General features: G+C 52.6%; 25 protein-coding genes and 3 tRNA genes. 24 read left to right on the top strand and 4 right to left on the bottom strand.

Features of this window, described 5'->3' with window-relative positions; all coding sequences use genetic code 11:
• Nucleotides 1-3 precede the first annotated feature (3 nt).
• The 6 genes from NSU18_RS13370 (at nt 4) to NSU18_RS13345 (ending at nt 4,150) form a co-directional block, all read left to right on the top strand.
• Nucleotides 4-705 carry an ABC transporter ATP-binding protein gene (locus tag NSU18_RS13370; protein WP_341019198.1) on the top strand — a complete coding sequence of 234 codons (702 nt, stop codon included), beginning with the start codon at nt 4-6 and terminating at the stop codon, nt 703-705.
• Between the two features lie 77 nt (nt 706-782).
• Nucleotides 783-1,979, top strand: coding sequence for an ABC transporter substrate-binding protein (locus NSU18_RS13365; protein ID WP_341149240.1), 1,197 nt, complete (start codon nt 783-785; stop codon nt 1,977-1,979).
• 176 nt (nt 1,980-2,155) lie between these two features.
• On the top strand, nt 2,156-3,289 hold the full coding sequence (gene ald, locus NSU18_RS13360) for an alanine dehydrogenase (RefSeq protein WP_341149239.1): 1,134 nt from the start codon (nt 2,156-2,158) through the stop codon (nt 3,287-3,289).
• A 304-nt stretch (nt 3,290-3,593) separates the two neighbouring features.
• Nucleotides 3,594-3,668: transfer RNA gene (locus tag NSU18_RS13355), tRNA-Glu, on the top strand.
• Between the two features lie 4 nt (nt 3,669-3,672).
• A tRNA-Leu gene (locus NSU18_RS13350) sits at nt 3,673-3,755 on the top strand.
• Nucleotides 3,756-3,877: 122 nt separating this feature from the next.
• A complete protein-coding gene (locus NSU18_RS13345) occupies nt 3,878-4,150 on the top strand; it encodes a hypothetical protein (protein ID WP_341149238.1) in 273 nt (90 codons plus the stop codon).
• A gap of 143 nt (nt 4,151-4,293) precedes the next feature.
• Here the strand turns inward: NSU18_RS13345 and NSU18_RS13340 are convergent, their stop codons facing one another.
• On the bottom strand, nt 4,294-4,491 hold the full coding sequence (locus tag NSU18_RS13340) for a hypothetical protein (protein WP_036697411.1): 198 nt from the start codon (nt 4,489-4,491) through the stop codon (nt 4,294-4,296).
• Nucleotides 4,492-4,637: 146 nt separating this feature from the next.
• Here NSU18_RS13340 and NSU18_RS13335 point away from each other — a divergent pair, with 146 nt between their 5' ends.
• Together NSU18_RS13335 and NSU18_RS13330 are read left to right on the top strand one after the other, a co-directional pair.
• Nucleotides 4,638-5,003, top strand: a complete 366-nt coding sequence (locus NSU18_RS13335) for a helix-turn-helix domain-containing protein (protein WP_341019215.1) — start codon at nt 4,638-4,640, stop codon at nt 5,001-5,003.
• Between the two features lie 84 nt (nt 5,004-5,087).
• Nucleotides 5,088-5,170, top strand: a tRNA-Leu gene (locus NSU18_RS13330).
• A 119-nt stretch (nt 5,171-5,289) separates the two neighbouring features.
• On the opposite strand, the gene NSU18_RS13325 is transcribed toward NSU18_RS13330, so the two are convergent.
• Nucleotides 5,290-5,769 (bottom strand): glutathione peroxidase, encoded by a 480-nt coding sequence (locus NSU18_RS13325; RefSeq protein ID WP_341149237.1) that lies wholly within the window; start codon nt 5,767-5,769, stop codon nt 5,290-5,292.
• Between the two features lie 171 nt (nt 5,770-5,940).
• Here NSU18_RS13325 and NSU18_RS13320 point away from each other — a divergent pair, with 171 nt between their 5' ends.
• From NSU18_RS13320 to NSU18_RS13260, 13 genes are all read left to right on the top strand, one after another.
• Nucleotides 5,941-6,375 carry an organic hydroperoxide resistance protein gene (locus NSU18_RS13320; protein ID WP_036697152.1) on the top strand — a complete coding sequence of 145 codons (435 nt, stop codon included), beginning with the start codon at nt 5,941-5,943 and terminating at the stop codon, nt 6,373-6,375.
• Between the two features lie 276 nt (nt 6,376-6,651).
• Nucleotides 6,652-6,930 (top strand): hypothetical protein, encoded by a 279-nt coding sequence (locus NSU18_RS13315; protein WP_036727511.1) that lies wholly within the window; start codon nt 6,652-6,654, stop codon nt 6,928-6,930.
• A gap of 127 nt (nt 6,931-7,057) precedes the next feature.
• Nucleotides 7,058-7,456: a thiol-disulfide oxidoreductase DCC family protein gene (locus NSU18_RS13310; RefSeq protein ID WP_341151039.1), complete on the top strand. Its 399-nt coding sequence runs from the start codon at nt 7,058-7,060 to the stop codon at nt 7,454-7,456.
• Nucleotides 7,457-7,640: 184 nt separating this feature from the next.
• Nucleotides 7,641-8,798, top strand: coding sequence for a hypothetical protein (locus tag NSU18_RS13305; RefSeq protein WP_341149236.1), 1,158 nt, complete (start codon nt 7,641-7,643; stop codon nt 8,796-8,798).
• Nucleotides 8,795-10,066 (top strand): CpaF family protein, encoded by a 1,272-nt coding sequence (locus NSU18_RS13300; RefSeq protein ID WP_341149235.1) that lies wholly within the window; start codon nt 8,795-8,797, stop codon nt 10,064-10,066. The genes NSU18_RS13305 and NSU18_RS13300 overlap by 4 nt, the downstream gene beginning before the upstream one ends.
• Nucleotides 10,067-10,119: 53 nt before the next feature.
• The gene (locus NSU18_RS13295; protein WP_445321858.1) at nt 10,120-10,920 is read left to right on the top strand and encodes a type II secretion system F family protein; all 801 of its coding nucleotides are present in this window, start codon (nt 10,120-10,122) and stop codon (nt 10,918-10,920) included.
• Between the two features lie 18 nt (nt 10,921-10,938).
• Nucleotides 10,939-11,811, top strand: coding sequence for a type II secretion system F family protein (locus NSU18_RS13290; RefSeq protein ID WP_341019220.1), 873 nt, complete (start codon nt 10,939-10,941; stop codon nt 11,809-11,811).
• 13 nt (nt 11,812-11,824) lie between these two features.
• Nucleotides 11,825-12,013, top strand: coding sequence for a Flp1 family type IVb pilin (locus NSU18_RS13285; RefSeq protein ID WP_036696953.1), 189 nt, complete (start codon nt 11,825-11,827; stop codon nt 12,011-12,013).
• Complete coding sequence (locus tag NSU18_RS13280) at nt 12,010-12,675, top strand: TadE family protein (RefSeq protein WP_341019221.1); 666 nt, start codon at nt 12,010-12,012, stop codon at nt 12,673-12,675. The genes NSU18_RS13285 and NSU18_RS13280 overlap by 4 nt, the downstream gene beginning before the upstream one ends.
• A 142-nt stretch (nt 12,676-12,817) precedes the next feature.
• Nucleotides 12,818-15,064, top strand: a complete 2,247-nt coding sequence (locus NSU18_RS13275; protein WP_341149234.1) for a hypothetical protein — start codon at nt 12,818-12,820, stop codon at nt 15,062-15,064.
• A gap of 13 nt (nt 15,065-15,077) precedes the next feature.
• On the top strand, nt 15,078-16,076 hold the full coding sequence (locus NSU18_RS13270) for a TadE/TadG family type IV pilus assembly protein (RefSeq protein ID WP_341149233.1): 999 nt from the start codon (nt 15,078-15,080) through the stop codon (nt 16,074-16,076).
• Between the two features lie 25 nt (nt 16,077-16,101).
• Nucleotides 16,102-16,611 (top strand): A24 family peptidase, encoded by a 510-nt coding sequence (locus NSU18_RS13265; protein WP_341149232.1) that lies wholly within the window; start codon nt 16,102-16,104, stop codon nt 16,609-16,611.
• Nucleotides 16,612-16,650: 39 nt separating this feature from the next.
• Complete coding sequence (locus NSU18_RS13260; RefSeq protein ID WP_341149231.1) at nt 16,651-18,276, top strand: DUF6382 domain-containing protein; 1,626 nt, start codon at nt 16,651-16,653, stop codon at nt 18,274-18,276.
• A gap of 42 nt (nt 18,277-18,318) precedes the next feature.
• Here the strand turns inward: NSU18_RS13260 and NSU18_RS13255 are convergent, their stop codons facing one another.
• A complete protein-coding gene (locus NSU18_RS13255; RefSeq protein WP_341149230.1) occupies nt 18,319-19,221 on the bottom strand; it encodes a TIGR01777 family oxidoreductase in 903 nt (300 codons plus the stop codon).
• Between the two features lie 22 nt (nt 19,222-19,243).
• Complete coding sequence (locus NSU18_RS13250; protein ID WP_341023114.1) at nt 19,244-19,708, bottom strand: DUF2621 family protein; 465 nt, start codon at nt 19,706-19,708, stop codon at nt 19,244-19,246.
• Between the two features lie 172 nt (nt 19,709-19,880).
• Here NSU18_RS13250 and NSU18_RS13245 point away from each other — a divergent pair, with 172 nt between their 5' ends.
• The 3 genes from NSU18_RS13245 (at nt 19,881) to NSU18_RS13235 (ending at nt 23,008) form a co-directional block, all read left to right on the top strand.
• Nucleotides 19,881-21,008 carry a deoxyribonuclease IV gene (locus NSU18_RS13245; protein WP_341019231.1) on the top strand — a complete coding sequence of 376 codons (1,128 nt, stop codon included), beginning with the start codon at nt 19,881-19,883 and terminating at the stop codon, nt 21,006-21,008.
• A gap of 45 nt (nt 21,009-21,053) precedes the next feature.
• Nucleotides 21,054-21,950, top strand: coding sequence for a formyltetrahydrofolate deformylase (purU, locus tag NSU18_RS13240; RefSeq protein WP_341149229.1), 897 nt, complete (start codon nt 21,054-21,056; stop codon nt 21,948-21,950).
• 275 nt (nt 21,951-22,225) lie between these two features.
• On the top strand, nt 22,226-23,008 hold the full coding sequence (locus NSU18_RS13235; RefSeq protein WP_341149228.1) for an SAF domain-containing protein: 783 nt from the start codon (nt 22,226-22,228) through the stop codon (nt 23,006-23,008).
• Nucleotides 23,009-23,021 lie beyond the last annotated feature (13 nt).

The following is a 23,021-nucleotide window of genomic DNA, read 5'->3' as shown; positions in this document are numbered from 1 at the left end:
GCCATGCTTACAGTACAAGGGATTAATGTATATTACGGAGCGATTCATGCCTTGAAGGATCTCAGCATCACCGTGAAGCAGGGGGAAATTGTGACGCTAATCGGTGCCAACGGCGCCGGCAAGTCAACGCTGCTGAAGACGCTCTCGGGGCTGCTGAAGCCGAAGACAGGAAGTATTGAATTCCTGGGTAAATCGATAACGAATCAAAGTGTACAGGCGATTGTCAAAGAAGGGCTGATCCATTGTCCCGAAGGACGGCGCGTATTCGCTAATATGTCGGTCGAGGAGAATCTCGAATTGGGGGCTTACCTGCAGGATGGAAGCAGTCTGGCTGCGGACTTCGAGAAGGTATACAACACCTTCCCGCGATTGCTTGAACGCAAGAAGCAGCAGGCCGGAACCTTATCCGGCGGGGAGCAGCAGATGCTGGCGATGGGGCGGGCGATTATGGGCCACCCGAAGCTGCTGCTGCTGGATGAACCGTCGATGGGGCTGGCGCCGCTGCTGGTCCAGGATATTTTCAAGATTATCAAGGAAGTCAACGATGCCGGAACCACTGTCCTGCTGGTTGAGCAGAATGCGCACCAGGCGCTCAAAATCGCTGACCGCGCCTATGTCCTGGAGACAGGCCGGGTAGTGCTTGAAGGGGATGCCAAGGAATTGGCCGACTCCGATGAGATCAAAATGGCTTATCTCGGGCACTAAGCAGGGGCATCCATCCTATTAGCAGCATCACAGAAACAACATATATAAACTAAATAATCAGGAGGCTGGGAGAAACTATGAAGAAAATTGGGGCCATTATCTTGTCGACAGTATTGACTGCGGTATTAGCATCCGGCTGCGGCAACAACACAGCGAACAGCGGTAACTCTGCAAGCGGCGGCAACACTGCCGGGGGCACCATCAAGATCGGGGCTGACCTTGAGCTCACAGGCGGTCAGGCTTCTTTCGGCGACTCCGCATCCAAGGGCGCGAAGCTGGCAGTGGACGAGATCAACGCCAAAGGCGGTATACTCGGCAAGCAGCTGGAGCTGGTAGTTGCAGACAATGCATCGAAGTCTGAAGAAGCTACCCAGGCGGCACAGAAGCTGATCACCAATGACAAGGTCGTGACTATCATCGGCGCATCCACTTCGACCAACACGCTGGGGATCGTTCCGGTAGCTACGGAGAAAAAGATTCCGCTTGTCTCGGTAGGAGCTACCAATCCGAAGGTTACTGTGGATGAGCGCAGCGGCAATGTCAATGAATTCGTGTTCCGCGCGGCGTTCATCGATCCGTTCCAAGGAGAGGTAATGGCTAACTTTGCACTCGATTCCCTGAAGGCTAAGACCGCTGTCATCTATACCGATACTTCGTCTGACTACTCCAAGGGTCTGCAAAAGTTCTTCGAAGAGACCTTCAAGGCCAAAGGCGGCGAAGTGCTGAGCCAGGAGTCGTACCAGCAGAAGGATTCTGACTTTAAGGCAGTTCTGACCCGGATCAAAGCAGCGAACCCGGATGTCATTTACCTGCCTGGTTATTATGAAGAAGTAGGTAAAATTGTGAAGCAGGCCCGTGAAATGGGCATCACCGTTCCGTTCCTGGGCGGAGACGGCTGGGATTCCCCGCAGTTGGCCGAAATCGCTGGTGCCAAAGCGCTGGAGAACACGTTCATGTCCAATCACTACTCGCCTGAAGATACAGCTCCTGAAGTAACCAGCTTCGTGGATGCCTACAAAGCGGCTAACGGCGGAGCAGTACCGGATGGTATGGCGGCCCTGGGCTATGATGCCCTGAAGCTGGTGGCTGATGCGATCACCCGTGCGGGTGAAGCTGATCCGGCCAAGATTACAGAAGCGCTGGCAGCGACTAAGGATCTGCAGCTCGCTACAGGCAAAATCACCCTGAACGACAAACATGACCCGGTCAAAGCCGCAGTTGTGCTGAAATTTGTTGACGGGAAGCAGACCTTTGAGACCAAGGTTAATCCTTAAGCAGCGAAATTGCATATACTAAGGTGAAGGGAACGGGAACCGGTCCGCAGGAGGCCAGGGGTCTCTTGCCTCACCTTAACCGTGAAGAGGAAGGCCCCGAATGGGAGCCTTTCTTTTCGCATCTCACAAGGATAGAATGTTGACTATACTTACTATAACTTTGAGGGGGAATCGGCATGATTATTGGCGTACCCGCAGAAATCAAGAATAACGAGAACCGCGTCGCCATCACCCCGGCCGGGGTTGAAGCGCTCCGGAAGGCAGGTCATGAAGTCTGCATCCAAGCTTCAGCCGGAGCAGGCAGCGGCATGGGTGACAAGGAGTATTCAGATAAAGGTGCAGTAATTCTGGATACGGCTGCTGAGGTCTGGAGCAAGGCAGAGATGATCATCAAGGTGAAGGAGCCGCTGCCGGAGGAGTACGGTTATTTCCGCAAAGGGTTGATTCTCTTCACCTATCTGCATCTGGCACCTGAAGCGGAGTTGACCCGGGCACTGGTGGAGAGCGGTGTGACCGCCGTGGGCTATGAGACCATTCAGCTTGAAGACGGCTCGTTGCCGCTGCTGATTCCAATGAGTGAGGTCGCAGGACGGATGGCGGTGCAGATCGGTGCCGGACTGCTGGAGAAGCCGCATGGCGGCAAAGGCGTTCTGCTCGGCGGGGTACCTGGTGTACAGCCGGGTGAGGTCGTTATTATCGGCGGCGGAATCGTCGGTACCAATGCGGCCAAGATAGCACTAGGCATGGGGGCGCGCGTCACCATACTGGATCTGAATGCGGGCCGTCTGCGCGCGTTGGATGATATTTTTGGCGGACGGCTGGTGACCGTGATGTCGGATTCCTATCATCTGGAGCAGGCTGTGCGCCGGGCCGATCTGCTGATCGGAGCGGTGCTGATCCCCGGCGCCCGTGCGCCGAAGCTAGTTACAGAGGATATGGTGAAGCAAATGGAAGAGGGCTCTGTCATCGTGGATGTTGCAATTGACCAGGGCGGGTCGATTGAGACCATCGACCGGATCACCACACATGAGAACCCGACGTATGTGAAGCATGGCGTAGTCCACTACGCCGTAGCCAACATGCCTGGAGCAGTCGCCCGGACCTCGACCCTGGCGCTGACCAACGTAACGATCCCCTATGCGCTGCAGATTGCCAATCTGGGCATCCATGCGGCTGCGGTGAAGAACGCGGCGCTTGCGCGCGGCCTGAATGTGGTAGCCGGACAGGTGACCAATGCTGCGGTGGCCGGGAGTCTGGGGTATGAATATGCGGATGGAATCCAGGTGCTGGCTGCGGGCGGGCAGAAGTGATCTATATCAATTAACGAAAAGCAAAAAGAAGCGGAGGGGAAATTGGAACTGTAGGAGCGATAGCGACCGCCTGAAAGCTTTCCGCAGGAAAGCTAGCATCGTAAGCATCAGCGGTCGCCGGATTTCTACCACGAACAGTGGTTTAAATCAAGAAATCTGGGGACAACAGCGGCCGGAAGTCCAAAATGCTCACCGCAGTGACGACCAAGCTTTAAGTGAAACCAATTTTTTAGAAAAAGGCTTGTCAAATCAGCCAGCGTTTGATATACTCATTTTTGTTGTCACAAAGAAAAAACATAAATTTGGCTCGTTGGTCAAGGGGTTAAGACACCTCCCTTTCACGGAGGTAACATGGGTTCGAATCCCATACGAGTCACCAATATGCGGTAGTGGTGGAATGGCAGACACGCTATCTTGAGGGGGTAGTGGGTGTATACCCGTGGAGGTTCGAGTCCTCTCTACCGCATACTAGGAAATGAGCAGAAACTCTTGGATAATCAAGGGTTTCTGTTTTTTTTTTTTTTGTATAATTCTATTAATTTCGGAGAAAATGCTAGTATATAGTCTTGAAGGAGGTCATCTACTATAATGAATTACTCCGAGATTTATAATCTTCATATTGAGCTACTCAAAACATATGCTTCAAACAAAAAGGAAGGCTATTCTTCTAATCAAACCGAGAAGGATTATTATAGAAATCAGCTGCGGTTTGCTGAGGATACAGTGCAGAGGATTTTTGTTCTAAATCAATTGGTCAAGCTGTATGAGCTAGAGCGGGAGCGAATGGTCCAGTGGTGTTCAGAAGCCTATTTTCATAAAAAATACGATGTGAATGACTCACCGGACGGCATTCTTGGATAATGCCAGCCGGTGAGTTTTTTTGTAGATGGAGTGTTGTGGGCGGGAAAAGAAGGATTTTGCCAGGACTAGATGGAATAAGAGTAGCTACAAGAAGAATAATCCTAAGAATTCTCACTTATGGAGAGCTGCTGCCCGAGCTGCAGCTAAGATGGCGGCAGGTTCAACAACTCTGCGACTTGACGGCGGTATCTGTCTGCCTTGCGTGTGCCGTGAATCAGGTTGGACAGCCGATAGGGTGGGATGTCATGTAATTCACAGAATTTCTTCTGATCCAAGTGCAGTTCTGCCAGACGTTGCTTGATGGCCCAGCCGTAGGCAGTAATAGGGCGTTTGCTGTTCAGATTGCTCACCTCGTATCGACTATCCAGCCGCTATGATATAAAATAGGTAAAGATATAATAATAGTTAATTATATACTTTTTTACGTCATTTTTCAATAAAAAATAACGTTTTTACGTATTATATTTTTCGGGGAGGCAGTTGGCTGATGCAATCCATCTATGAACGTATTGAATTATTGATTAAACGGCAAGGAATTACGAAGAAATCCTTCTGTGCACAGCTCGGAATCAGCACTGGCAATATGGGAGACTGGAAGCGTGGCAAATCTACGCCTGGTACACATAAACTGATCGAGATTGCTGCATTTTTTCATGTGAGCTTGGATTGGCTGATCCTCGGTAAACAGCCCCAAACGATTCAGGAAAGCGGCGAGGATTATTTTTTTGGCCAAATGCGGCAATTGAATTGCCAAACTGAGGAACTGCTGCCGGAGGAAAAGAACTTTATTAAGGAATATCTGGCCTTCACGAAGTACCGTAAGGATCAGGATGCAAGCGGCGAAAAATCTTAAGCCGGCACCTTTACTTTTGAGCGCAACCGATTTATAATATTGAATGTTGGCCTCAAACAATGCATCAACGTTTAGACACACCGCGCGGTAGTGGTGGAATGGCAGACACGCTATCTTGAGGGGGTAGTGGGTGTATACCCGTGGAGGTTCGAGTCCTCTCTACCGCATACTTTTTCATAAAAGCCGAGTTCCTTGATGATTCAAGGGTTTCGGCTTTTTTTGAACGCAAAAACACCCTTCGCACGGAGCTAATCCGGGTATGAAGGGTGTTTTTGTTGAACCCGCTCTAGCGCAGCAGCTTCTCGATATCCTCTTCAATCTGGTCCGGTGTGGTCTGCGGGGCGAACCGCTTCAGCACGCGGCCTTCCTGGTCCACCAGGAATTTGGTGAAATTCCATTTGATGCTCTTCGAGCCGAGTACTCCAGGTGCCTCTTTGGACAGATACTTGAACAGGGGATGGGCATCGGCGCCTTTGACGTTGATTTTCTCGTACATGGGGAAGGATACACCGTAATTGATCTCGCAGAACTCGGCAATATCCTCGCTCTCACCCGGCTCCTGTCCGGCGAATTGATTGCTGGGGAAGCCCAGAACCTCAAAACCGCGGTCTTTGAATTTATCGTACACTTCCTGGAGACCCTTATATTGCGGGGTAAGTCCGCACTTGCTGGCTGTATTCACGACGAGCAGAACCTTGCCTTTGTACTTGGAGAGTGATTCTTCCTGGCCCCTAAGGGTGTTGGCTTCAAAATCATGGACATTCATGAATGATTCCTCCCGAACATTGATTTATCACAATTTAATTGTACACCATTCACCGTCGGAAGCAAGTTCAAAAAGGTAACAATCTGCCCCAATCGTTTCAAAAATGTGAGGTTGTTTAAGTTAAGGATAAGTGTTCTTACAAAATTTGTGTTAAAAAGGAGAGAGTTAAAGATGAGTACATTGAAACTTAAACCCCTATATACAGCTTCAGCCAAGGTTCGCGGAGGCCGTGAAGGTTCGGTAGAATCGTCCGACGGAGCGCTCAAGCATGATCTCAAAATTCCGAAGGAGCTTGGCGGTCCTGGCGGGGCAGGCACAAATCCGGAGCAGCTGTTCGCGGCGGGCTATGGTGCATGTTATGAGAGTGCCCTTGCTAATATTGCCCGTAAAGAAGGCGTAAAGCTGCAGGATGTCGAGATTACCTCGAATGTGCTGATCGGCAAGGACGAGAGCGACGGGGGCTTCAAGCTGGCCGTGAAGCTGGATGTGAAGCTGCCGGGTATCGAGCGCTCTGTGGCAGAGGATCTGGCTAAGAAAGCCCATGATTTCTGCCCGTACTCCAAGGCGACCCGCGGAAACATTGAGGTTGAGCTGAACGTTCTGTAATAGACAGCAATGTAAAATTGAATAGCATGTTTATCTGTAAGGCCAGACATTGAATGTCTGGTCTTACGTTATGTTGAGCGCAGAGATACGGGTAGGAATGGGCAAAGCTGGGAATAATGGCTAAATAGAGTCTGAGAAGGCCGGAAGTGTGGTAAATAGCGTGCAGGAGCCTGTACTTTGGTTGACATCACCCCGGAAATTCTTTAATATGTCTAAGTATCTGTTAATGTCGCGCGTGCTATTAACTACCAAAAATTTAAATAATGGGTGATGAAGATGTCCTACAAACCGAGTATTACGAATGTGACCAAAGCCAGCAGCAATGATAAGGAAGGATTGTACGAGTTCATTATCAAGCTTGCTGACGGAACGGAGTGCCGCGCGTTCTACAACCGGTTTCCGGAATGGAAAATGACGAACATCAGCCGCCTGCTCAAGACGCCTTGTCCGGTATGCCGCAAAGATTTCATCTGCAAATGCATGGAATCCTTCACTGCTGATTTCGAAGAGCAAATGACCGGGGACGAATGGATTAACAAAGCAATTGCTGAATAATTAGACGAACGGACGTTACAGGCGCGGGAGCTATCCCGCGTTTTTTGTTTTTTTTCAAAAGGAGATATGAATGTTACACTATGCTTATGAGGAAGGAGGCGGCGATGTGGCTGAGGAGCGGAAGGAAATGCAAGGTAAATCTATTGTGCTGATCGATGGGGTCTGTCATCTGTGCCAGGGAATTGTCCGGTTCATTATTCCGCGTGATCCCAAGGCGCACTTCAAATTCGCCTCCTTGCAGAGTGAAGCGGCCCGGGAACTGCTTAAGGCAGGCGGGTTGCCCGAACAGCAATTAGACACTGTGGTGCTGATAGAGAACGGCAAGTATTATACGAAATCGGCTGCAGTGCTGCGGATTGCCCGCAGACTCCGGTTCCCGTGGCCTGCTGCCTATGTGTTCATCCTGATTCCGGGACCGCTGCGTAACGCGATGTACAAGATTGTGGCCAGGAACCGCTACCGCTGGTTCGGCCGGGATGAGCAGTGTCTGCTGCCGTCACCGGATATGAAGCGCAGATTTCTGTAGCCGGGAAGGGGGATTCTCTCAAATAGTGGTGAAAAATCTATTGCCGACCTCTTATATATATGCTATTATAGCAGTAAATTACAGGAACAGTAACGGAAGCACCGTTCAATGACCGTATTCACGGTTATTGGCGGTGCTTTTTTGCTGTTCTTTTTCCCATGCATTCAAGAGAGGAGGAGATTTCATGACGGCAAGAATTGTGCTTGCAGTCCGGGAGAGCCAGTATATTGAACCGCTGCTTCATTACCTGCATCATAGCGAATATGGAGAGATGCTGCGGATTACGGCATTCAGCAAATTGGACGCTTTTATGGAATTTATGACAGGTGACGAGCTGCCGGATGCAGTTGCCGCTGATCCGTCTTTCATTGAAGCCTGGCTGGTGGAAGGGAGGAGTACTGTTCCCTGGGCGGTCTTAAGTGAAGGCGGAGAATTGGCGAATGGCCGGAATCTGGCGGGGGGAAGGCATATTGCCAAGTATCAGGCACTGCCGGCGCTGCTGGAAGCGATTCTCCAGCTCTGTGATCAGAAGCGGGTCCGGATAGCTGCTCTGCCTAAGGAAGCAACGCTGCTGCTCGGTGTCGTCTCAGCCAGCGGCGGCAGCGGCAAAACCACGGTAGCGTTGAACATGGCAAAGCAGCTTGGAGCGGTTGGCCTGTCCGTGTTCTATCTGAATCTGGAGAGTGTGGACAGCAGCGGATTCATCCTGCGGATGCCGGGCAGCCATGTTCCCGGTCTGGAGCGGCTTTTATATGAGCTTAAGGCCGGAGGGCCAGAGAATAAGGGAGGGAGAGGACAGCCTAAGTGGACTGATTATGCATTCAGACATGACAGTCTGCGGTGTGATGCCTTCCGGCCTGTGGAGAACTTCAAAGAGATGCTCCAGATGTCGCGGCAGGATTCACTGGATCTCTTGGAGGGGCTGGCCGGAGCCGGAAGCTATGATGTGGTTATTGTAGATACCGGCGCTATTGAGGAGGAGCGGGCCCAGGCTGTTCTGAACAGATGCAGTGTCCTGCTGTGGGTGCTGAAGAATGACCAGGCCAGTATCCGCAAAACCGAACGCTGGCTCGATTATATTGCCAGTCCGCACTCCGGCATGCAGCCGGAGCTGCTGAACCGGAGCCGATTCGTCATGAACGGCTGCATAGTGGAGAATGAAGGACTGCTATCCGCTGCACTCCCGCTGGATGCTGCACTTCCGTATATTCCATCCTGGGGGTTACAGCATTACGGAGAACTCTGCCTAAGCTCTCCCCAATTCATCGACGGCATTCAGCAGCTTTCCAGAGCTATAGTAGAGCCTGAATTGCCCGGGGTGTTCACCGGGATTCCTGTATGAATGAAGAGATGTTCCGCGCCTTACGGAGCGACATCCGTGCAGGGCTGGATGTTACCTCGGTCATCGGGAATGATGAGCTGGCTGCTTACATCGAACGGATCATTCTGGAGCGGGAGCAATTACGCCTCCTGACTGCCCAGGAGAAGCACGAACTGGTGAAGAAGCTGTTCGACTCCTTCCGGGGGCTGGATATTCTTCAGCCGCTGGTGGACAATCCGGCGATCACCGAGATTATGATCAACAGCCATGAGGAGATCTTTATTGAGGAAGCGGGCATGATCCGCAGGCTGCCGCTGGCTTTTGAATCGGGGAGCAGGCTGGAGGATATCATTCAGATTATCGTCTCCGGCGTCAACCGTGTGGTTAATGAGTCCTCGCCGATAGTGGATGCGCGGCTGCAGGACGGTTCGCGTGTCAATATCGTACTGCCGCCTGCGGCGCTGAAGGGTCCGGCCCTGACCATCCGCAAATTCCCGGAGACACCGATGACGATGGCAGAGCTGGTGAGGCGTGAAGCGCTCTCGGAAGAAGCAGCAGAATTGCTGCAGATTCTGGTTGCTGCCAAATACAATATTTTCATCAGCGGCGGTACCGGATCAGGGAAGACAACCTTTCTGAACGCTCTATCGCAGTACATCCCGCCGCAGGAGCGTGTCATTACAGTGGAGGATTCGGCAGAGCTGCAGATCGTTACGGTTCCGAATCTGGTCTCTCTGGAGACCCGTAATGCCAATACGGAGGGGCGGGGGGAGATCACCATCCGCGACCTGATCCGCACCTCGCTGCGGATGCGGCCGAACCGTATTGTCGTCGGCGAGGTGCGGGGAGCTGAATGTCTGGATATGCTGCAGGCGATGAATACCGGTCATGACGGGAGCTTGTCAACGGGACATTCGAATAGTGCGCTGGACATGCTCAGCCGCCTGGAGACTATGGTGCTTAGCGCTGCTGATCTGCCGGTAACCGTCGTCCGTCAACAGATCAGCTCGGCGATCGATATATTCGTGCATCTGTCGCGGCTGCGTGACCGCTCACGCCGGGTGATGGAGATCAGTGAGGTTGCGGGTATCCGCAGCGGCGAAGTCACACTGAATCCACTATATGAATTTCGGGAGTCGGGCGAACAGGATGGCCGGGTGCAGGGGAGGCTTGAGTTCTGCGGCAACCCGCTTCTGCATACGGACAAGCTGCGGATGGCCGGAATCCATGATTATCCGCTCAAGCAGTATGAGGGGAGAAGCTCTACGAAGGAGGCGGTTGTACCTTGAACATCCTGAAGAAGAGCGACAGGCATTCCGCTGTAAGGCGACACAAAGGGTTCATTAAGAGGAAAGCGCCCGTGCTGCCGGTTAGCACATCTCAAGGGGGCGAGCAGGTGCTGCTGCCGGATTATACCGTATACGAGCTTACCTCCCTGCAAAGAATGCTGGTTATTCTGGGTACCGGAGCGGTATTGTTCGGTATTGGTTACCTGTTCTATCACCGGCTGATTCTGGCGGCACTGCTTGTCCCCGGAAGCGCATATGGGCCGCGGCTGCTGCGTAAATATCTGCTGCAGCGCCGCAGGGCTGCGCTGAATCTGCAATTCAAGCAGATGCTGTTCTCGCTCTCATCCTCGCTCTCTGCCGGACGTTCGGTGGAGAATGCCTTCCGTGAGGCCGTGCAGGATCTGCGGATGCTTGACCCGGAGGGCGCAAGTGACATGATCTCCGAGCTGAATATTATCTGTGCCCGGATGGAGAACGGGGAGCCGATTGAAGATGCGCTGTATGAATTCAGCAAAAGAGCAGGAATGGAGGATGTGGAGCGCTTCGCAGATGTGTTCATGGTCTGCAAGCGTACGGGCGGTGATCTGGTTGAAATCGTACGCCGTACATCTTCGATCATCGGCGAGAAGCTGGATATCCAGCAAGACATAGCGGTTAGTATAGCCCAGAAGAAATTCGAGGCGAAGGCGCTGCTGGTCTCTCCGCTGATGATGGTGATGTTCATGAGTTTGAGCGCCGGAGACTATATGCAGCCAATGTATACTGGTGCAGGAATAGCGGTGTCTACACTGGCGCTGATTGCACTGTTCCTCTGTTACCTCTGGACTAATAAGATCATGAATATTCCTCTGTGAAGGAGGGGGAGTGAAGGGATGTCATTGATCTGCGGTACCATTCTGCTTCTGCTTGCAGCAGGCTGGCTCATTCTGAGGATGAGCTGCGGCAGCCGTTATGCTGCTCTGCGGGAGCTGCCCATGGAGGGCCTGCGGCTGCGGCGGCTGGGAGAGCCTCTATTGTTACTGGTTGAAAGGGGCAGAATCGCCAGTTATCTGCCGTCTGTGATGTTCAGAATACAACGCTCGCTACAGCGGATCTATGGTATGCGCTATAGCGCAGAACGGACCTTGCTGTTCATGGGGGAGATGCTTAGCTACAGCTGGCTGCTTGCCGCAGGCGGAAGTGCGCTGACAAGCTTTACGGGAGAGCAGGCGGGAATAATTCTCGGTGGGCTCTTGGCAGTTGCACTCCCGGTGGCGATGGTTAGCGATCTGCACAAAAAGGTACGTGTACGGGAGCAGAATATTATGCTGGAGCTCCCTGAGCTGCTGAACAGTATTGTTCTGCTGGTAGGCGCGGGTGAGACGGTTCAACGGGCAATTGTCCGCTGTGTGAACAGCCGCCAAGGGGACAGTGCCCATCCGCTCTACGCTGAATTAATGAAGATGACGGCTGAATGGGACGGCGGTTACTCCTTCCAGCAGGCGTTCGAGAACTTCAGCAAGCGCTGTGCCGTGCAGGAGGTCTCCATCTTCACAACTACAGTGCTGCTTAATTACCGCAGAGGCGGGGCCGACTTTGTTCTGTCACTGCGGGATCTGTCACGGATGCTCTGGGAGAAGCGGAAGGCGATCAGCCGTACACGCGGGGAACAGGCATCGTCGAAGCTGGTTTTTCCGATGGTGGTTATCTTCTTGATTGTGATTGTGCTGGTGGGAACACCAGCGATTATGATGCTAAAAATGTAGGAGGTAGAGGCGAATGTTAACACAGATGGCAGAAGGAGCAAAAAGCTTTTGGAAAGATGAGGAGGGGCTGGGGACACTGGAGATGATTCTGATCATCGCTGTACTGATTGCAGTCGTTCTGGTATTCCGTGAGGAGATTGTGAAGGTGGTGAAGGATCTGATCGGCACGGCCGGAGATAAGAGTCAGGAAGTCTTTGAGTGATTCCGCTGGGAGAGGATGAGGGGAGCTTCACGATCGAGGCTTCACTTCTGCTGCCGATGCTTATGGGGATTACGATGGTGCTGCTGTTCTTCTCCCTGTACAGCTATCAGAAGTCGATGCTGCTGCAGATTGCCTCAGCTACTGCAGAGCGGGCTGCTTATAACTGGGAGAATAGTAACCGGGCGGTAAGCGGAGAATTTCAGACCGGAAATGTTGATCCGCTGTACTGGAGAATCGGTGAGGATGGACTGTTGGCTTCGCTATTCGGTTCAGGAGCAGAGAATGGCAGTACCGCCATTACGCTGTCTGATAGTGCTGAAGAAGGAGGTCCCCTGCCGGTAGTAAAGCTGCGCCGGGCATCACAGATGGTGCCTGCCGGATTACAGGGGGAAATGAGCTATGTCTACGGATTGACTGGCCGCAGAATCAGTACGGAGCTGAAGAAGGTGCTACATCTGCCTGTTCTGGATAATCTGCTGGCTGATAGAGCCGCGCCTGAGGTGTATGCCAGCTCCTACGTTACGGAGCCTGTTGAATTCATAAGAACGGTGGATCTCATGCGCTACTACGGGTCGAAGTTCAAGCAGCATTCCTCCGGCGGCAAGGAGAGCACTGGTATGGAAAAGAAGCATGCAGCCCTGATGCTTGATAAGCTGCATTAAGGATGGCTGGTGATGTAGCAGCGTGGGACGGGGTGTTCAAGAATAAGGTTAAGGGGAAGTTCGGATGCGTATTTTCAGTCACGGGAGGTTCTTAAGTAAGCCATCTCGCCGGAGCCGCTGCTTGGATTATGGAGGTAATCCTATGAACAATACTCCGGGCAAAGAGTTAGCCGGAGATAGATTCAGAGGTCTCCGATCGGCGGAAGGTTCGGTATCGGTCTTTCTTATAATGGTGCTGGCGTTTGTATTTCTTTTTAATGCTGTGCTGATCGATTACGCACGCATTGCGGCGGTAAATGTACAGGAGGAACGCCTGGCGAGAGCCGCTATACGCTCTGTAATGTCCGCTTATGATATTGAGCTGCGTGAGAATTACGGCTTATTCGCTTTCGGCGGCGGGGACGGCAATCAGCTGCTGTCGAAGGTGCTTAATGACAATCTGTACGAGAGCGGACGGGGGGATGCCTTTAACCTGCTTCCCGTGATGGTCGATTCCTCTTCACTGGACTGTAGCCGCCCGCTGGGCACCTATGAGGTCTTCCGGCGGCAGATTATAGAAGAGATGAAATACAAAGCTCCGGTTGATTTCGCCCTGGAGCTGGCAGGCAAGCTTAAGCCGTTATCGGCGGCGATGACTGAGGCTTCACGGACAACAGAGATACTGGGTGATTTGCAGCCCTTATATGATCAGCGTGAGGAAGCGCTGGATCTTATGCTGAAGAAGCGCAAGGAAGCTGCTGACAGTGCACAGAGCCTGCAGAAGCTGCTGATGAATCCTCCGGGTGACCTTATTCGGGAGCGTTCGCTTGCATCCTTGGCCGCAAGCTCCGATATCCCGGCGATGTACGGGGATTATGTCAACAAATATTATGACGATTATTACCGTCCCCCCAAGACAAGGCCGAAGTACACGGCAGTGCTATCGCAGTATCAGGTTCAGGTTGTTGAAGTAACAGGCAAGATACCGGCAGTGCTGGCTGACTTCCAGGAGAAAAACAGCCGTCTGCTGGATGAAGCAGAGACTGCCCTTAAGCAAGTGAACGCACTGAACCTTCAGATGAAGAGTGTCATTGATCAGGCAGAGGCGAATGTGAGTGCTGAAGGGGATGATCCTGCCCGTAACTGGGACATTCCGGACACGGCCGGAGAGCTTAGCTCAGAGCCTCTTAAGAAGCTGAAAGCACAGGTGGAAGGTCTTATCCTTCCTCCGGCTGAGCTTAGCGGGATGGGCAATAACATCGGGGTACAGCGAAGTACCGCGCTTCCCTTGGAGCCGCTGGTCGCTGGCTTGCCGGCAAAATTAAGTACAGCATCCGGGCTGTATGCCGACTATTCTCTTATGAGTGCAGGGGTTCTTAATGCTTCCAGAGCTGTTCACGGCTATATAAGCAGTTATGGGCAACACGGTACTGTTATAACGCAGGAAGCGGAGCAGATTGAGAGACGCCGTACTGCTGACAGCCAGCGCAAGCAGATAGAAGGGCAGGCGAAGAAGAAGCTTGGCGATGCGATGAAGCTGCTGGATCAGATCCGCGCGCTGGGAAGCAGCGCACATGAGGCGAAGGAACAGTATGGTAGTCTGCGTCGATACTACCAGCAGAATATCGCCTTTAACGAAGGTCTGGAGCAGGAGCAGGGAGCTGCTGTGAATAATGGTGATCAATACGCTGCGGGCAAGTCGTCCATGAAAGATATGGATGGGATATATGCTGCTATGGGCAGTGTGCTGTCAGGGGCCAGAGACCGGCTGTACCAGACGGAGTACTCTGCGATGTATTTCCGGCATTTCGATCTGTCTGCGCTAACCTCACTGGCCTCCGGGTCTGATGAAGGATTCGGTGAGCAGCTGGGAGAGCAGTTGAAGCCGCAGGCGCAAGAGCTGGAATATATTTTGTACGGATTCTATAATCCTGCAGGCAATGTGGCAGCCGCTTATGGAGAGATCTTTGCTCTGCGGCTGGCTGTGCGGACGATGGAAGGCCTGATTGAGAAAGCCGGTATGGGGAATCCGCTTATCGTCCTGGCTGCCGCGCTGCTGTACGGCATTGAGCAGGCTATCCAGGATATGATTCAGCTCTGCACCAAAGGAGAGATCCCCTTATCGAAATACATGACCGCACAGCTCAGCTATCGTGACTACCTGCGGCTGTTCCTCCTGTTGCATGGGGGAGGAGAAGAACAGCTGTCCCGGATGCTTGCGCTGATCCGCCTGAATATCGGTATCAATCCGGTAGAGAAGTATACATATGCCTCTGCCCGGATCACGATGGGCATGAAGCTTTGGTTTCTGCCGGGTGTAGTGAAGCTGGTGAATTACAGTACCGGGCTGCCAGGAGATGTGCGGGGCAAAGTGTATTTCAGACAAGCAGCAGCTGACTTTTCTTATTAAGGGGGACGGTGGAATGAAGCGCTGGCTGAGGAAATCGCCGGACCCTAAGGATGAAGGCAGCATGGTTGTGGAGGCGGCACTGATTCTGCCTGTGTTCCTGTTATTTGTTCTGTTCCTCATCTTCATCATTCAAATGACCTTGTATTCGACAGCGCTGCAGAGTACGGCTTCTGACACTGTCAAAATAATCTCAACCCATATGTATCCCGCAGCTCTGGCAATGCAGCAGCAGGAGGGGGAAGACGGCGGCGGAGATGAAGCCAAAGAAGCAGGTAAGGGTGAGCGCTCAGATGATGCGGAGTCCTCCAGCATCTGGAGCATTCCACGGCTGTCGATAACGCAGTGGAGTGAGGACTACGTGGAGAAGCTTCCGCAGCCGATGGAATCCTGGGTCAAGGCTGTAGTCCGGGAGGGAGAAGGGCCGCTGCAGAAGGTGCAGGCGGGAGCATCTGAGGCCGCACTGGATCTGGTGCTTAAGCCGATGCTGCGGCCGTATCTGTCCTCAGACCTGCTTGAATATAGCAGAATTCATGTATCCAATGTCACTGTACCCGATCTGAGGCAAGGGACGCATCCGTATTTCGGCATGGTAGTCAGCTATGAGCTGCCCATGCGAGTCCCCTTCCTGAATGAAAAAATCGTGCTGGAGGCCAGTGCAGTTGAACGCTTATGGGTCGGCAACACCGATTCTTCCGGGGAAGGAAATCCGGCTGAGCCTGCTGAGGAGACCGGGAACATTATGATTCTGGAGAAGCCTAATCCTGGAGTAGCGAATCATCAGGGCATCATCAAGGTGAAGGTGCCTCCCGGAGCATCGGCTAATCTGTCGATCTTTTATAAGAGCGGCCAGAGTACTGCCAAGTATCTGGGCTGGAAGCAGGCGGATGAGCACGGGTACATCGAATGGGAATGGAAGATCGGCGTGAATACTACGCCGGGTACCTGGCCCTTTGTGGTTAGTCTGGCTGATGGAGCTACGCTTCAGGCGACTTTTACAGTAGTCAAAAAATAAAAGAGTAGAGAAAAGAGGAGCACGGATGACGGGATGGGCGTTATGGGGCTGCCTGCCGTTCCTGACAGCAGCATTATTCACAGATATACGCTGGATGAGAATTCCTAACTGGATTACACTGCCTGCGCTGATCGGCGGACTGCTCCTGCAGTTGATGATCAATGGCTGGCATGGGCTGCTGTTTTCACTTTGCGGCAGCGGAGCAGGCTTCCTGCTCCTGCTGATTATGTATTTTACCGGGGCGGTGGGGGCTGGTGATGTGAAGATATTTGCGGCTATCGGTGCTTGGACGGGAGTGCTTTTCTCGCTTCAGGTTATTGTCTATTCGGTGCTCTTGGGGGCAGTCGTGGGCTGGATTATCATTCTGTACAGAAGGGAGACAGGACGCAGGCTGCGGAGCATGATTAGCAGAACAGCCGGGTTCCTGCTGCTTCGTAATATGAGTCTGGTCAAGGGCCGGGAGGGAGAACTGCTCCGGTTTCCTTTTATGCTGGCCGTGTTTCCGGGCTTCATCTGTGCCTATATATATTTCTAACTTGGAGCTTATCGTTGACAGCTTAGGAGGTGAAGAGATTTGTTTGGACTTGAACGGGATTTCATCCAGCAGGACGGAATAACGATGCTGCTGGACAGATCCGGGGGGCTGAGCGCAGGAGAACTGAATATGGTGCAGGCCCGGATGCTGATGGCCAGCGTGATACCGCATCATTTACGGTTGCTGCTTAGAGAAATAGATCTGAAGGTCTCACTGGAATACACGGTTGCAAGACGTAAAATGCTTGGAGCTCTGCTTAAAAGCGGCAAGCTGAGCATGATGGAATTCTTCGGGCTGATGCTGCAGATCGCTGGCGGGATGGAAGAGGGACAGCTGTATATGCTGCGTACAGAGCAGTATGCGCTTCAAGAAGATTTTATCTTTATCGAAGGTCCGCTAAGCAGCGGCAAGGTCTTCCTGACTTATATTCCGTTGGAACTCACTGAGCCTGCGCAGAAGCCGGGAGAAGCCTTGAAATCGCTCATTATGGTCTTCATGGGAGCCATTCAGGAATTATCGGGTGACGGGATTCAGCGGCTGCTGCAATATTGCGGGGAAGAAGCTTTTAGTCCGGCGGGGCTGAAGGAGCTGCTTGCAGAAATGCTGACAGAGGTAACTTCCCACAAGGTCCATATTGAAAGTGTTGAGCCTGCACATCTAAGTCCAATGGCTGGCGCAGGCACCTCTGCCGTCGTGTCGGGAACGAGTATAGACTGGGCGCAGCCTTCCGGTTCGATACTTAATCCAACGCCTTGGATGAGCGGTACGCCGCAACTGAAGCGGAAGGAGGGGGTATCAGGAGTTCAGGCAGCAACGGGTACAGCAATGAGACCTGCTCAGGTTGAGGACAAGCAGAGTCCTTACAGGACATATATATTGCTGGGGGCCGTGCTAGGAGATGCATTACTATGGAAGTTTCTCTATCTGAATGATCCCCGGACACTGTGGCTGGCAGTATGTGCTGGGGTGACTCTGATACTTGCGGCTGTATGCTGGCTGGTATGGAGTGGAAGGCTGGCTTGGGGCGAAGCAGAGGAAGAGATGGATGCTCTGGAGGAGGTGCCGGAGGAATATAACAGTACAGCCCGGAACCGTAAGCTGAGAAGCGAATTGGAGTGGGATTTCAGCAGGAATACGGTAGATCAGCATCGCTCTCCTGCATCGGTCTACACTCCTCAGCAACATGAAGCAACTGTGGAGAAGAGCGGATTCACAGCCGCACCAGCCGGCAGACAACAGACTCCGGCGGGGATGACCGCCAGCAGTCCGCAGAAGAAGGAAGCGGCGATGGCTACAGCGTTGCTGACCCGGGAACCCGTTCAGGCTACAGGGAGCAGACTTCCCCAGGCCGGAAGGACAGTGCCTTATCTGGAAAGAAGCGACCCGGATGACGGGGAAGCTCCCGAGCGAATTGAGCTGAACCGGCCCAGCTTCATTATTGGACGCTCCTCTGAAGTGGCTCAGTACATTGAGAAATCGGAGGGGGCTTCACGGGTTCATGCTGAAATCTCCAGGGCCTCAGGAGGTTACATTCTGAAGGATCTGGATTCCAGGAATGGGACGCTGCTTGCAGGCGAGGCGATGGTTCCCTACAAAGAATATCCGCTGACCGAAGGCAGTGTGTTCACCATTGTTAAGGGTACCTACACCTTTCACACAGCGTAGCAGAGATAGATGGAGCAGATCGACTGGTGGGTTTGCAGCAGCCTACTGGCTTTTCAGTTGCTCCAGAGCAGGCTGTAACGTGGGATAGTTGAAGGTGAAGCCGTGATTAATTGCTTTGGAAGGAAGCACACGCTGGCCTTCCAGCAGAATCTCTGACAGCTCGCCTACAGCGGTTTTTAGCAGAAACGCCGGAAGGGGGAACCAATGCGGGCGATGGTAGACCTTGCCGATCATCCGTCCGAACTGTTCATTAGTGACCGGCTGTGGAGCCGTGGCATTAACGGGACCTTCGATTTCAGGCTGAAGAATGCAGAATTCGATCAGGCGCACAATGTCTGTCAGGTGAATCCAGGACATCCACTGCTTGCCGGTGCCGATTTTGCCGCCGAAGCCAAGTGAATAGGGCAGCTTCATTTTGGGAAAAGCACCGCTCTCATTGCCTAGCACAACCCCGGTGCGCAGCTTGACCAGCCGGATACCGGCATAGGCTTCATCTGCAGCCTCCTCCCAGGTCTTGACCACCTCGGAAGGGAAGTCGACAACCCGGGTCTCAGAAGCTTCGGTATAGGTATCCTGTACGGATGTACCATAAATGGCGATTGCTGAGGACTGGATGATCACGCTTGGCTTATGCTGGAGTGAATTCAGCAGCTTTCCGGCAGCGGCAACGGTTTCAAGACGCGATTCCATAATCGCCTGCTTCCCCTTAGGGGTCCAGCGTTGACTGAGCGAAGCTCCGGCAAGATTAATCATTGCATCTGCGCCTTCTGCCGCTTCAGGATTGGCTGCCAGGCTGTCCCATGTTAGATAGCTAAGTCCGGGATGCTCCAGCTTGTTCTCGGGGGTCTTGCGGCCGACACTGATGATCTGATGTCCGCTGTGCATCCAATATCCGGTAAGCTCGCTGCCGATGAATCCGCTGCCTCCGCAAATGATATATTTCATAGGGATTGCTCCTTAATATACTTTATTTAACCAGATGCTTGTAAGGCGCGTAGTCGATGCCGTTCTTCTCCAGGAAGGTGATCAGGAACCTGTTGTCACGACGGGGAGTGGCAATAATGTACCCTTGGATACAGTGCTCACGGGTAACCTCCGTTGCTTGGCTCTCTACAGCAAGCTTGCCGATCTCAGCAGCGATAGAGTGCTTGGCAATGTCGCGGAACGGGCTGGGCACCGGCTGTACAAGCTGGTCCAGAAAAGACTTCATCTCGTCGCTCCACAGCGGACGGCTGCGTTCCACCCAGTAGTTCTGCCAGTCCAGCTTGGATTTGCCGTCAGCCTTGGGCAGCACCTTCAGAAATTTGCGGAACATAAAATAGCCGCCGATGCACATGCTGCCCAGCAGTAAAAAGGTCCAAAATGCGATAGAGTTCATAAACCAGTTGCTTGGAGACGTGGACAATAAGCTTGAAGGTAAATGGAAATGCATGAATACACCGCCTTTGACAATGATGATTGTCACTTTCCTTTTGCTCCTCTTGAGTATAGCGTATTTCCTTAAGTTTGCGAAGCGGAAGCGGCCTTCCCGGGCTTGCCTAGATTTATTCTTCCGATCACGGTAGAATAAGGGTTAATTCGTGAAGGAAAGAGGGAAATTAAGCATGCTGAAAATAGGTTCACATGTGTCCTGCGCGGACAAGGGTCTCCTGAGCGCGGCCAATGAAGCAAATGAGTACGGATCTACCTCGTTTATGATATATACGGGAGCGCCGCAAAATACGCGCCGGAAGCCGATTGAGGCGATGTTCCCCGAGGAAGGCAAGCAGAAGATGCGGGAGAATGGTGTCGGAGAGATTGTGGTTCACGCTCCTTACATTATTAACCTGGGCTCCTACAAGGAGAATACCTACCAGCTGGCAGTAGATTTCCTGCAGGAGGAGATCCGCCGGACCCATGCGCTTGAGGTTAAGCATATTGTTCTGCATCCGGGTGCATTCACCGATAAGGATGCTGATTACGGCATTCAGCGTATTGCAGACGGCCTGAATGAGGTGCTGGGCGGTACGAATGAGACCGATGTGCATATCGCACTGGAGACGATGGCTGGTAAAGGAACGGAGATCGGCCGCACCTTCGAGGAGCTTGCCTCCATTATAGATAAGGTCGAATTTAATCAGCGGCTATCGATCTGTCTGGATACCTGTCATATTCATGATGCCGGATACGATATCGTGAATGATCTGGATGGGGTGCTGAAGAAGTTCGATGATACCATCGGCCTGGAGAGGTTGGGCGTAATCCATCTTAATGACAGCAAGAACCCGCGCGGAGCGGGCAAGGACCGTCATACACCGATTGGCTCCGGCTACTTAGGGTTCGAGACGATTAACAATGTAGTCCGGCATGAAGCACTCGCAGGTCTGCCGTTTATTCTGGAGACACCCTGGATCGGCAAGGATGCCAAGAAGCTCCGTCCCATGTATGAAGTAGAAATCGCCCTGCTGCGCGGCAATGTCGCTGAACGCTTCGGTGCAGAATTCCTGCAGGAGCTGGAAGAGCTGCATGCTTTTTTTGCCAAGCAGGAGCTGGATTCCCGCCGTTATGTGCTGGAGGTGTGGGAGCTGCTGAAGAATGACGCCAAGGCCAAAAAAGCAGATCCCCGTGAACCGCTGGAACGTCTCTATGATCAAGTCATAGCTGCCGGATTATTCCCTCAGCTTAGTGAGGAAGCCGTTAATCACCGGCTGATCGCCTGGCTTGCAGGCAAACAGCTGCTCGTGAAGGCATAGACCCGCATAGATAACGCAAGCAGATGAGAGGATGAACGGAGAACTATGGAATTACATGTGAAGAGAGAGCATTCAACAGGCAGAACTTATCCCGACCGGGCGCGTATGCTTATATCTTGTCCTGACGGACCGGGGATTGTAGCGGCGGTATCGCATTTCTTGTATCAGCATGGCGCGAACATCGTGCAGTCGGACCAATATACGATGGACCCGGACGGCGGAATGTTCTTCATGAGAGTAGAGTTTGACCTGCCTAAGCTGGATGAGCGGCTTGAGGAAGTACGTAGCATCTTCGGCGGTGTTGCCGAGCGCTTCAAGATGGACTGGCAGATCTTCAAGGTAAGCCATAAGAAGCGGCTGGCGATCTTCGTCTCCAAGGAGGACCATTGTCTGGTGGAACTGCTCTGGCAGTGGCAGGCGGGCGACCTGGATGCAGATATCGCACTTGTGGTCAGCAACCACACCGATATGCAGGCTTATGTGGAATCCTTCGGTATTCCGTTCCATCATATTCCGGTTACCGCAGAGACGAAGGCTGAAGCTGAAGCGCGTCAACTGGAGGTTATAGGTGAGGATATCGATGTGATCATATTGGCCCGGTACATGCAGATTATCTCCCCTTCATTCATCGAGCATTACCGGCACCGGATCATCAATATCCATCATTCCTTCCTGCCCGCCTTTGTCGGCGGTAAGCCTTACGCCCAGGCCTATCAGCGTGGAGTCAAGATCATCGGGGCGACTGCCCATTACGTGACCGAGGAGCTGGACGGCGGGCCGATTATCGAGCAGGACGTTCAGCGGGTCAGCCACAGTGATGATGTGAATGAACTGAAGCGCATTGGACGTACTATTGAGCGGGTCGTTCTGGCCCGCGCGGTCAAATGGCATATTGAGGACAGAATTCTCGTGCATCACAACAAAACAGTAGTATTTAATTAATCAGCCTTATCTTGCAGTCAACGTTACAACCACTCCGGTAAAAGTCAGCAACCCTGCTTAACGCAGGGGATATAGAACATCGTTCTGGCCTGACTTTTACCGGCATTCATCTTCAGCGGGAGCTTCCCGCAGCCTCAGGCTTCACAACCTCACAAGGATAATCTAATACACTTCTCAACCACTAAGGTAAAAAAGCATTTTACCGGCATTTTGGACATAAGCGCCAAGATGTATTTTGCTATGTGCAGAAATCACATTCAAAGGGGGTAAAGGGCTTGTCAACAAAGCGCGGACGTCTATTAAAACGCAATTATTTCTTCGCCGGACTCATCCTGCTCATCGGCTTCGGCGGACTGCTCGGCTATGATCTCTACTTCAAGCCTTATGTACTGTCACAGACTGTTGTCAAAATCAAGGTGGACGGCGGGAGCTTCCTGCCGAAGAATCATGAGCTGACAGCAGAGAATCTCTATCTGGATTCCGTACAGACCAAAGACATCCCTGCAGGGGCCGTCCGTAGTCTGGAACAGGTGGAACAGAAGATTACGAATGTTAATCTGACGGATGGCAGCATTCTGACTGAGTCGCTGGTGGATGTAAGCGAGTTGGAGCCACAGCAGGACGAGGGGATTTTTCCGATCCCCAAAGACGCCATCTATGCCATCAACGGTTCGCTCCGCAGCAGGGATAAGGTAGATATCTATCTGGTCGAAGGAGACTCACCCGCAAAAGAACGCAGAGGATACAGTCCGGCTGCTACTGCATCTGTAGCTACTCCCGGAGGAGGGCCGGCTTCAGACGCTTCTTCCCTGCTGGAAACAGAGGCTCCGCCGGAAATCCCTGCGCGCAAAGTATTCTTAAGCGGAGTGACAGTAAACTACGTGCGGACGGAAGACAACAACGATGTACTTGACTCGGAGAATGGCAACAACAATAACCGCTTTACTTCGACCGGGAAGGTGGCAGCCCCGGAGCTGAAGCTGAAGAAGAGCGACGGTGAGCTGTTAGGAGCATATCTCGAGCAGGGCAAGAAGCTATGGATTGTCCGGGTGGAGTAGAAGAGCAGACAGA

It is taken from the genome of Paenibacillus sp. FSL H8-0048 (assembly GCF_038002825.1).
Lineage (GTDB): Bacteria > Bacillota > Bacilli > Paenibacillales > Paenibacillaceae > Paenibacillus_AQ.
Note: the sequence above shows the minus strand (reverse complement) of the source record. Positions and strands in the feature narration are given on the sequence as shown.